This is a genomic window from Synergistota bacterium (genome assembly GCA_021159885.1).
In the GTDB taxonomy this organism is placed as follows: domain Bacteria; phylum Synergistota; class GBS-1; order GBS-1; family GBS-1; genus AUK310.
Genome location: JAGHDO010000076.1, coordinates 1 through 9,688, shown reverse-complemented (window position 1 = coordinate 9,688; position 9,688 = coordinate 1). Strand labels below are relative to the sequence as shown.

Here is a 9,688-nt window from a genome sequence, read left to right as displayed (position 1 = left end):
CGTTAAAGATTGATAAGGTTTTATTCCTCAAGAAGGATGACGAAGGAGTATTTGGTACTCCCTATGTAAAGGGAGCCACCGTTCAGGCAAAGGTTTTAGGGCACGGTAAAGGGAAAAAGATAATAGTTTTTAAGTATAAGAGAAAGAAAAATTATAGAAGAAAGAGGGGATATCGTCAGCCTTTTACGAGAATAGTGGTGGAAGATATACTCATGTCCTAAGACTTTAATGCTTAGAATCACCCTCAAGCGTGAAAGGTCAGGCAGAAGAGTTATTATAGCGCGTGGGCATACTGGTTATGCGGAAGAAGGTAGAGATATAGTATGTGCGGGCGTTTCTGCGCTTCTTCAGACTTTGCTATTGTGGTTAAAAGATGAATATGCTGAGAGGATAGAAGCTGAAAAGGAGAAGGGATTGCTTTATATGAGTTTTCCTGCGGATGAGAGGAGTGAGCTTGTTCTTGCGGTTTTCTGGAAGGGATTGAGCGAGATAAGTAAGGCTTATCCGAATCATGTAAGGTGTGAGGAGGTGAAGGAGGAATGATAGATCTTCAGCTTTTCGCTCACAAGAAAGGCGGGGGAAGCACTCAGAATGGTAGGGATAGTCATAGCAAGAGACTCGGCGTTAAGAGATATGATCTTCAATTCGTTAAGGCAGGAAATGTTATAGTTCGTCAAAGAGGGACAAGAATTCATCCGGGAAAGAACGTTGGAATGGGAGACGACTTTACCCTTTATGCCTTAATAGATGGATATGTGAAATTTGAGAGGTTGGATAAGAGAAGGAAGAGGGTCAGCGTTTATCCCGAGCCGGCTCTTGCCTGATGATAGATAGAGCTAAGATTTACGTAGAGGGAGGAAAAGGCGGAGACGGTGCTATAAGTTTCAGAAAGGAAAAATATGTTCCCCGCGGAGGCCCTGATGGGGGAGATGGAGGAAAAGGGGGGGATGTTATCTTAGAGGTAAATCCCTCCCTTTTTACTTTATTGGACTTCCGTTATAAAAAGCACTTTAAGGCTGGTAGAGGAGGACATGGTGGAGGGAAAAATAAAAGGGGAAAAGATGGTGAGGATGTTATCATAAAAGTGCCTCCAGGAACCATTGTTAGAGACGCAGAGACAGGGGCGGTTATGGCAGACCTTGTTGAGCCAGGGGAAAGATTCATAGTGGCTAAAGGCGGTAAAGGAGGCTATGGAAACGCTCACTTTAAATCTCCTACTAATCAGGCTCCCAGGATAGCGGAGAAAGGGGAGGAGGGCGAATCTCGCTGGATAATACTTGAGCTGAAGGTAATAGCGGATGTAGGAATAATAGGCATGCCTAACGTTGGAAAGTCAACTCTTATTTCAAAGCTTTCCAATGCTAAGCCCAAGATAGCAGATTATCCGTTTACTACTCTTTCTCTTGTGCTTGGAGTAGTGGAGTTAGAGAATGGAGAAAAGCTCATCTTGGCTGATATTCCTGGATTAATAGAGGGAGCTCACAAGGGACGTGGCTTGGGGATAGATTTTTTGAGACATATAGAGAGGACGAAACTTCTTATTCACATGCTTGACTTATCTTTATCCATTAATGATATAAAGGATAACTTTGAGAAAATAAATGAGGAGCTAAGGTTATATTCCGAGAAGTTGCTTTCTAAACCTCAAATAGTAATAGGTAATAAACTCGATCTTCTGAGGGATAGGGGAAAGCTTCCTGAGCTTGCTAATTACTTTGAGGGAAAAGGTTATAAGTTTATAGGTATATCGGCTTTAACCGGAGAGGGAATAAGTAAGCTCCTTGATGCTTTGGTGGAGGAAGTAAGGCGACTTCCCAAGGAAGTACCAAGGGAAAAAGTAGATTACGTTCCTAAGGTTAAGCCTCTTAAAGTTTATAAAAAGGGAGACATTTTTATGGTTGAGGGCGACGAGGTAGAGAAGCTGGTTTCCATAACAAGATTTGATTCCGAAGAGGCGCTCAGGAGATTTCAGCGAGAGATAAGAAAATTAGGGGTGGAGGAAAGGCTCAAGGAGCTGGGTATAAAGGAAGGGGATACGGTGAAAATTAAAGATATAGAGTTTGAATACAGGGAATGAAAGCGATCATGAGCAGGATTGGCATAATGGGAGGCACGTTTGACCCGATACACTACGGTCATCTTATAGCGGCTGAGGAAGCTCGTCAGACTTTTTGTTTAGATAAGGTAATATTCATCCCTGCCAAGATTCCTCCTCATAAGCTGGGTCATCGTATAAGTGATCCGGAGCATAGGTATAGAATGGTTCTTCTTGCCACATTAGATAACCCCCTCTTTGAGGTCTCACGTATAGAGATAGACAGGAAGGGGGTTTCCTACAGCGTTGATACGGTAAGGGAACTTAGAGAAAAGCTTGGAGATGAAGTGGAGCTTTTTTTTATAACTGGAATAGACATCGTAGCGGATTTAAAAAGCTGGAAGGAGCCTGAGACTCTTCTGAAGATGTGTAATTTTATAGCGGTTAGTCGTGCAGGATACTCTTTGGAGATCCTTAAGAAGAACCTGCCGAGGAACTTTTTAAGTAGGATAAATATTATTGAGATACCTTCGCCTCCTATTTCTTCAACGGATATAAGAAGGAGGGTGAGACACAGGAAAACGATAAAATATCTGGTGCCTTCACTTGTTGAGAGCTATATTAGGAAAGCTGGCTTATATTTGATATAATGTTTTTGAGAGGTGAATGGCTTTGGTGATGATAAGGTATATACTTGAATCCAAGTTTGTTTTTATCGTCTTAGCTCTGATAGCTGCGCTTATTGGTGGAGGTATACGTCTCTATTACTCAATTAACCCGGATACGAAAGCCATTAAAGCCTCTCTTTTAACGACTGGAAGAGATCGCGTTAATATTCTTTTTATAGGGGTAGATGATGTTGAGGGAACGCATCGTGCAGATACCATTGCTTTGGCGAGCTTTGATCTTAATAATAGGGGAATAGGAGCGATATCTATACCAAGAGATACGAGAGTACGCGTTCCTGGAAGAGGCTGGACTAAAATAAATCACGCTTATGCCTATGGTGGAGTGAGGCTTCTTAAGGAAACGTTGAAAGAATTCCTTGCAATTCCCATAGATCACTATGTTAAGATAGATTATAAGGGTTTTATAAATCTGATTGATCTCATAGGTGGAGTAGAGCTTTATGTAGAGAAAAACATGAGATATGTGGATAAATGGGGAGGACTTTATATAAACCTGAAAAAGGGATATCAAAAGCTTAACGGGAAGAAAGCATTGGAGTATGTTAGATTCAGACATGATCCTGAGGGAGATATAGGCAGGATTAAAAGGCAGTGGAAGTTTCTCAAAGCAGTGGTTAGGAAGCTAAAAAGTCAGGACATGTGGAAGCGCTTACCATCCATCGCCGTTGAGGCTGTTAAAGTAGTTAAGACAGATCTGACGCCTGAGCAGCTTATATATATAGCATCGCTCTTTAGAGGAATCGATTTTTCAAGAATAAGGTGGGGAATGGTCCCTGGACGTCCTGCGTATATAGATGGAATATCTTACTGGCTTCCCGATTTAAACGCTCTGGAGAGATTAAAGAAATGGGTTATTTGGGGGGAAGGCCCTTCTCCTAAGGACATTAAGCGGGAAATAACTGTAGAAGTTTTAAATGGAAATGGTCTATTAGGTGCTGCTTCAAAGGTCAGGAAAATACTGGAAGGATATGGCTATAGGGTTATAAAAGTAGGTAATGCTGATAGGTTAGATTACTCTATAACAAAGATAGTGGATAACACAGGTAGAAATTTAGAAGTGGCTAAAAGGATCGTGAAAATACTCGGTTATGGGGTAGCGATAAGCGAGAGGAGAAAGGATAGCAGTTTTTCCATAACTATAATCTTAGGAAAGGATATGAAGGAATGATATCATCAGAGGCTTTGGTTAAAAGGATTGTACGTACACTTGAGGATCACAAAGCGGAGGATCTTGTAGTGCTTGATATAGGGGAAATAAGCTATATAGCTGACTTTTTCGTGATATGCACGGGGCGTTCAGAAACTCATATGGAGTCTCTTGCTGAGGAGGTTGAGTTCGAGCTCAAAAAGGAAGGGGTTTTACCGCAAGGGGTTGAGGGAATGAGAGGTGGCAGGTGGATTCTACTTGATTACGGTAGCGTGGTAGTTCATATTTTCACTCCTGAAGGAAGATTACTATATGACCTTGAGCGGATATGGAATCAGGCTAAGAGGGTTCATTTCGAATGAGTCTCGTTGATAGAATCGAGGAGCTTAAGGAGGGCATCTATGTTCTTAAGGGTGCTACTAACATTGGTATATTGAGATTTAAGGGAAATGAAGCTGTAGTTATAGATACGGGCTTGGATAAGGATGTTGGTAAGAGGATTCTTAAAGCACTTGATATATTGGGGCTTCACCTAAGTGTCATTATTAATACGCATTCACATGCGGATCACTGTGGAGGTAACCACTTTCTGATAAGGAGAACAGATGCTTGCGTTTACGCTTCTAAGCTTGAAGCAGCTATTATAGAGAATACCTTGTTTGAGCCTATCTACCTTTTTTGCGGAGCATATCCCATAGAGGAATTGAAGGTAAAGTTCCTGATGGCTAAGCCTTCACACGTTGATCATCACTTGGAAGAAATCCCCTCCAGCTTAGAATTTGATGACTTACACTTGAAAATATTATGCCTTAAAGGGCATTCATGGGAACAAATAGGAGTCGAAGCGAAAGGCGTTTTATTCTGTGGAGATGCGCTTTTTCCTGAGAGAGTACTAGATAAGTATGGTATTCCTTTTAATGTAAGTATTTATGACCAGATGAGAACCCTTGAGAGCTTAAGAAGTGCGAATTGTGAGATTTTCGTTCCTTCTCATACTGATCCTACAAATGATATTTCTCATCTCATAGCTCTCAACAAGGAAAGACTTATTGAAGTGGAGCAAAGGATAAAAGGGATTCTTGATAAAGAGCTTACCTTGGATGAAGTCATTTCGAGACTTTGTGGGAGCTTTAAGATTCGCTTAGTCGATATGGTGGAGTACTCTCTTGTTAAAACCTCAGTGCTTGCTTTTTTAAAATATCTTTGTGAACGTGGGGAAATCCACTTTAAACTTAGGGAAAATGCTCTTTACTGGAAAAGAAGTAGCTAAGTTAGCGGAAAAGTATGCCCTCGTTAGAGAAGAGATAGAGAAGAGAATTCAAGAGTTTAAAAGGGTTTGGGAAAGAGGTAGCGAGGAGGATCTTTTTAGCGAGCTTGCCTTTTGTCTTTTAACCCCTCAGTCCAAGGCGGAAATTTGCTGGAGCGCGGTAGAAGCTTTAAGAGATGATGGTACCCTTTTTAATGGAAGCTTAGAAGAAATAGCTGAAAGGCTTAACGGAGTAAGATTTAGGAAGCAAAAAGCTTTGTATATAATCGAGGCAAGGGAATCCTTTAAGCACAATGGAGTTTTAAGCTTAAGATCCTCTTTGACCCGATTTAAGGATGCGTTTGCTGTGCGCGAATGGCTCGTTAAAAAGGTTAGGGGTATGGGATATAAAGAAGCAAGCCATTTTCTAAGAAATATAGGAAAAGGAGACAGCCTTGCGATACTTGATAGACACGTTTTAAGAAGCATGATCGACTTCAAGATAATAGATGAAATACCGAATTCTATATCTAAGAAACGTTATTTACTCTTGGAAGAGAAGTTAAGAAGGTTTTCGAACCGCATAGGTATACCACTCGTGCATCTTGATTTTGTTTTCTGGTTTGAAAGGACAGGAAGAATTTTTAAATAGGAGAAAGGCAGGTGGTAAAATGGATAGCCTGAAGGAAATATTAAAGAGAAAGGGGATAAACCCCTCCTATCAGAGAATGAAGATCCTTGAATATCTTCAGGGGAACAAGAGCCACCCCACCGTTGATATGATATACAGGGATCTTTCCTCGGATATACCCACCCTTTCAAAAACTACGATATACAACACACTAAGGCTTTTTGCTGAAAAAGGTATGATAAGCTGTTTGGTTATAGAAGGTAATGAGCTAAGGTTTGATCCTAACACCTCTCCTCATGGTCACTTTCTTTGCACAAAGTGCGGAGCGATTTACGATATAGAGCTTGATAAAGATTGCGTTGAGAGGATTAGAAGCTCGGCATCTGCTAAAGGGCATAAGGTAAGCGAACTGCAGATAACATTTCGCGGGATATGCAAAGCCTGTTTGGAGAAGCTTCACTAAGATCTATCGCTTGACAAAATAAGAGATGAAGTGTATACTCATCGTAGGAAATGAAATCATTACAAAACTGTAAGCAACAAAGGAGGGGTAAAATTATGGAAATGAAAATGCCATTGATAGGTGATCGTTTCCCGGAGGTAGAGGTTCAAACCACCCATGGAAAGATAAAGCTCCCTTCGCATTACATGGGCAAATGGTTTATCCTTTTCAGTCATCCTGCCGATTTTACGCCAGTTTGCACTACCGAATTTGTGGCTTCCCAGAGGAGATATGAGGAATTTAAGAAGCTGAATTGCGAGCTTATTGGGCTCAGCGTTGACCAAGTTTTCTCACATATAAAGTGGGTGGAATGGATAAAGGACAAGTTAAATGAGGAGATAAAGTTCCCTATAATCGCTGATGATACTGGTAAGGTGTCCAACATGCTTGGACTTATTCATCCGAACAAAGGAACTAACACAGTAAGAGCGGTATTTATAGTTGACCCTAAGGGAGTGATAAGAGCCATCCTTTACTACCCACAGGAGCTTGGAAGAAACATGGATGAAATTCTTAGGATGGTTAAGGGACTTCAGGTTTCAGATAAAGAAGAGGTTGCCATCCCAGCTAATTGGCCTAACAATGAGGTTATAGGAGATCAGGTTATTATTCCACCTGCTACTGATGAGAAAACTGCAAAGGAAAGAGTTAAGCAGTATGATTGCTTTGACTGGTGGCTCTGCTATAGGAAGCTTTAGATAGGTTAGGGAGAAAGGGGGTATGAGCGTGGCTAAGCTGTTTGAGGTATATAAATGTGAGGTGTGTGGTAATATCGTTGAGGTGGTGCATGATGGAGCAGGAGAGCTGGTATGCTGTGGCCAGCCTATGAAGCTCCTTGAGGAAAAGGCTTCAGAGCAGGGCAATGAGAAGCACCTCCCTGTTGTTGAAGCCTCAACAGATGAGATTAGGGTAAAGGTAGGGGAAGTTGCTCATCCTATGGAGGAAAAACACTATATAGAGTGGATAGAAATTTTAACTTCTGCTGGAACTATAAAGAAATTCCTTAAACCAGGAGATAAGCCGGAAGCGATTTTCAAGGTTAGTGAAAGGGCTACAGCGGTGAGAAGCTACTGTAATATTCATGGGCTTTGGAAAAAGCTCTTTAATGTTTAAACTCTCTGGCTTTTAAGGGGGTGTCTCTTGGAGAGATACCCCCTTAAATTTTTGCTATCTTTTTGATATAATCTTCTCAAAAAGCATAATATAGTTCTTTTATTTAAAAGGAGGTGATAATGATGCGAATAGCTAAGTTAATTTTATATGCTGTGCTGATTCTGGCGTTTGGAATCGCTTTGTTCGCATGTGGTGGAGGATCATCTTCAACGCCATCGCCTTCTCCTACTCCCAGTGGTGGTAATACCCATTACGTTTCCACAACTGGAAGTGATTCAAATCCAGGCACAAGGGAACAGCCTTGGAGAAATCCGGGATATGCGTCGCGCCGACTGGAGCCAGGAGATACCTTGATAATTCTTGGAGGTCGCTATGTTTTGGAAGAATATGATTCGGACATAATAATCCCATCTTCGGGACGTGCAGATGCTTGGATAACGATAAAAGGTGAGGAAGGAAATCGCCCCATTTTGGCTGGTAGAGGGAATTTGATAACTGCTATAGATCTTTCAGGAAAAAGCTACATTGTCATTGAAAACATAGAAATAACGAGCGATAATGGAGCTCTTTTCAGAGACGGAATAGAGGCTATAAATGGTCCCGTAGAGCATATTGTTTTGAGAGATCTTTATATTCATCACATAGATGAGTACGGTATAAACATAAGGGATGTTAATGATCTTCAGATAATAAACTGTCAAATTTCTTACTGTGGTTTCGGCGCTATCGGAGGTCCCGATCCAAGCGAGGGAGGCTGGAGGAATGTGCTTATTCAGAACTGTGAGCTTACCTATAGTGGGCACTATTATCAAGGCGTTGTGGATAATCCCAACAATCCTTATGATCGTCCTGATGGTTTGGGGCTTGAGCAATCTGATGGGCCGTTGGAGATAGCTGACTCGCTTTTCGCTCACAATAAAGGGGATGGCTTAGACTCAAAGGTTAAGAATACATATGTTCATGAGTGTATCATCGCTAATAACTCATGTGATGGATTAAAGCTTTGGGGAGGTGGAAGCAAAGTAGAAAATTGTCTTATATACGGTAGGGGTGATGGAGATTCTCAGCCTACACCTTGGAATCCGGTAGTCATAGATACCGAGGAACCTAATTCCACCTTTGAGTTTATAAACGTTACCATAGATGACGAAGCTGGGAATCAGTATATTATGGGGGTTAACTATGATCATAGAGATATTCCTATAACGGTTACGATGAGAAACGTTATATTTTCAGGACGTGGTCCTAATTCGCCTATCTTTTTGTCTGATGGCACGACCTTTACGATAGATCATTGTCTCTTCTATATGCCTAATAGTTCGTGTGTTCTTGTTCAGGGAGGTAATTCTTATACCTCTTCGCAACTATCACAGCTTGGCGAAGGTAATATCTATGGCGATCCCATGTTTGTTAGAACCGGTTTCGGAAGCGAGGGTGATTACCATTTGCAGAGCGGAAGTCCCGCCATAGATAGCGGGAGCTCTCAAGACGCTCCATCTATAGATCTTGATGGAAATTCAAGACCTCAGGGAGGAGGGTATGATATAGGAGCTTACGAAAGGTAGCTGATCTCTCTTGACAGGAAGCAAATTTATGGTAGAATAATTTTCAAGCTAATGAGACTTTCACAGGACGAGGAGAGAAGGGAATGTTAATTCTAGCGGAGAGGAAGAGGAAATCTCCTAATCTACAGGTAAATAATTGGTGGTGGCAGGTGCTATAGGGCACCTGCCACCTATGGCTTAAATCTAAAGGGAGCCATGGAGGCAGGTCCCAGAAAAATGGGATTAAGCCTCCATGGCTCTTTTATTTATCTTTTAAGGGGGAGGAGCTCTGGAGGCTCCTCCCCCTTAATTCTTTCTGAGGAGGTGTTTCTCATGAGTGGTGCTGTACTCCTAGGTTATCTGCTTGCACTACTGTCCTTAATAGGAGGAGTTATCTACGCTTTAAAAGGAGGTGATAAAGTATGACTTTGCTCTTGACGATTTCTATTTATATAGCTGTTATGGTGATCTTGGGCATTATTAGTTATAGAAAGGAGGGAGAGAAGGGGTATTTCCTTGCAGGAGGAAAGCTTGGTCCCTGGCTTGTTTCACTATCGTTTTTCGCAACCTATTTCAGCACAAGCGCTCTTCTCGGGGGAGGAGGAGCGGGATATCTGTTTGGCTTTGGATGGAGTGCTTACTTAACGTTCTTTCACGTGCTTTTTGCCGTTCTTGCGTGGGTTCTCGTTGCTCCTAAGTTAAAAGAGTATGTTGAGAAAAAGGGGATTCTTACTATACCGGAGTTTTTCCTGAAGCGATACGATAGCAAAGTTCTTCAGGT

Annotated in this window: 14 protein-coding genes; all 14 read left to right on the top strand. The window is 41.6% G+C overall.

The features are described from left to right. Window positions 1-221: 50S ribosomal protein L21 (rplU, locus tag J7M13_07820; protein ID MCD6363880.1), on the top strand; the 221-nt coding region annotated here is incomplete at its 5' end. 7 nt (window positions 222-228) lie between these two features. Beyond that, a complete protein-coding gene (locus J7M13_07815; protein ID MCD6363879.1) occupies window positions 229-543 on the top strand; it encodes a ribosomal-processing cysteine protease Prp in 315 nt (104 codons plus the stop codon). After that, entirely contained in the window at window positions 540-824 is a 285-nt protein-coding gene (gene rpmA / locus J7M13_07810) for a 50S ribosomal protein L27 (GenBank protein ID MCD6363878.1), read from the top strand. Before J7M13_07815 ends, rpmA begins: the two co-directional genes overlap by 4 nt. After that, window positions 821-2,077 (top strand): GTPase ObgE, encoded by a 1,257-nt coding sequence (obgE, locus tag J7M13_07805; protein ID MCD6363877.1) that lies wholly within the window; start codon window positions 821-823, stop codon window positions 2,075-2,077. The genes rpmA and obgE overlap by 4 nt, the downstream gene beginning before the upstream one ends. A gap of 8 nt (window positions 2,078-2,085) precedes the next feature. After that, complete coding sequence (gene nadD / locus J7M13_07800) at window positions 2,086-2,685, top strand: nicotinate-nucleotide adenylyltransferase (protein ID MCD6363876.1); 600 nt, start codon at window positions 2,086-2,088, stop codon at window positions 2,683-2,685. Window positions 2,686-2,707: 22 nt separating this feature from the next. Continuing rightward, a complete protein-coding gene (locus J7M13_07795) occupies window positions 2,708-3,892 on the top strand; it encodes an LCP family protein (protein MCD6363875.1) in 1,185 nt (394 codons plus the stop codon). Beyond that, on the top strand, window positions 3,892-4,233 hold the full coding sequence (rsfS, locus tag J7M13_07790) for a ribosome silencing factor (protein ID MCD6363874.1): 342 nt from the start codon (window positions 3,892-3,894) through the stop codon (window positions 4,231-4,233). Before J7M13_07795 ends, rsfS begins: the two co-directional genes overlap by 1 nt. Next, window positions 4,230-5,141: an MBL fold metallo-hydrolase gene (locus tag J7M13_07785; protein MCD6363873.1), complete on the top strand. Its 912-nt coding sequence runs from the start codon at window positions 4,230-4,232 to the stop codon at window positions 5,139-5,141. The genes rsfS and J7M13_07785 overlap by 4 nt, the downstream gene beginning before the upstream one ends. After that, a complete protein-coding gene (locus tag J7M13_07780) occupies window positions 5,113-5,769 on the top strand; it encodes an N-glycosylase/DNA lyase (protein MCD6363872.1) in 657 nt (218 codons plus the stop codon). Before J7M13_07785 ends, J7M13_07780 begins: the two co-directional genes overlap by 29 nt. Before the next feature lie 19 nt (window positions 5,770-5,788). Next, a complete protein-coding gene (locus J7M13_07775; GenBank protein ID MCD6363871.1) occupies window positions 5,789-6,211 on the top strand; it encodes a transcriptional repressor in 423 nt (140 codons plus the stop codon). 101 nt (window positions 6,212-6,312) lie between these two features. Then, on the top strand, window positions 6,313-6,948 hold the full coding sequence (locus J7M13_07770) for a peroxiredoxin (GenBank protein MCD6363870.1): 636 nt from the start codon (window positions 6,313-6,315) through the stop codon (window positions 6,946-6,948). A gap of 28 nt (window positions 6,949-6,976) precedes the next feature. Continuing rightward, complete coding sequence (locus J7M13_07765; GenBank protein ID MCD6363869.1) at window positions 6,977-7,363, top strand: desulfoferrodoxin; 387 nt, start codon at window positions 6,977-6,979, stop codon at window positions 7,361-7,363. 122 nt (window positions 7,364-7,485) lie between these two features. Beyond that, window positions 7,486-8,928: a right-handed parallel beta-helix repeat-containing protein gene (locus tag J7M13_07760; GenBank protein ID MCD6363868.1), complete on the top strand. Its 1,443-nt coding sequence runs from the start codon at window positions 7,486-7,488 to the stop codon at window positions 8,926-8,928. A 401-nt stretch (window positions 8,929-9,329) separates the two neighbouring features. After that, the coding region (locus J7M13_07755) for a sodium/proline symporter (GenBank protein ID MCD6363867.1) at window positions 9,330-9,688 on the top strand (359 nt) is incomplete at its 3' end.

Bases quoted from the DNA above. Each gene is read 5' to 3' on its own strand.
- J7M13_07815 (MCD6363879.1), top strand. From the start codon at position 229: ATGCTTAGAATCACCCTCAAGCGTGAAAGGTCAGGCAGAAGAGTTATT.
- rpmA (MCD6363878.1), top strand. From the start codon at position 540: ATGATAGATCTTCAGCTTTTCGCTCACAAGAAAGGCGGGGGAAGCACT.
- nadD (MCD6363876.1), top strand. From the start codon at position 2,086: ATGAGCAGGATTGGCATAATGGGAGGCACGTTTGACCCGATACACTAC.
- J7M13_07785 (MCD6363873.1), top strand. From the start codon at position 4,230: ATGAGTCTCGTTGATAGAATCGAGGAGCTTAAGGAGGGCATCTATGTT.
- J7M13_07780 (MCD6363872.1), top strand. From the start codon at position 5,113: ATGCTCTTTACTGGAAAAGAAGTAGCTAAGTTAGCGGAAAAGTATGCC.
- J7M13_07775 (MCD6363871.1), top strand. From the start codon at position 5,789: ATGGATAGCCTGAAGGAAATATTAAAGAGAAAGGGGATAAACCCCTCC.
- J7M13_07770 (MCD6363870.1), top strand. From the start codon at position 6,313: ATGAAAATGCCATTGATAGGTGATCGTTTCCCGGAGGTAGAGGTTCAA.
- J7M13_07760 (MCD6363868.1), top strand. From the start codon at position 7,486: ATGCGAATAGCTAAGTTAATTTTATATGCTGTGCTGATTCTGGCGTTT.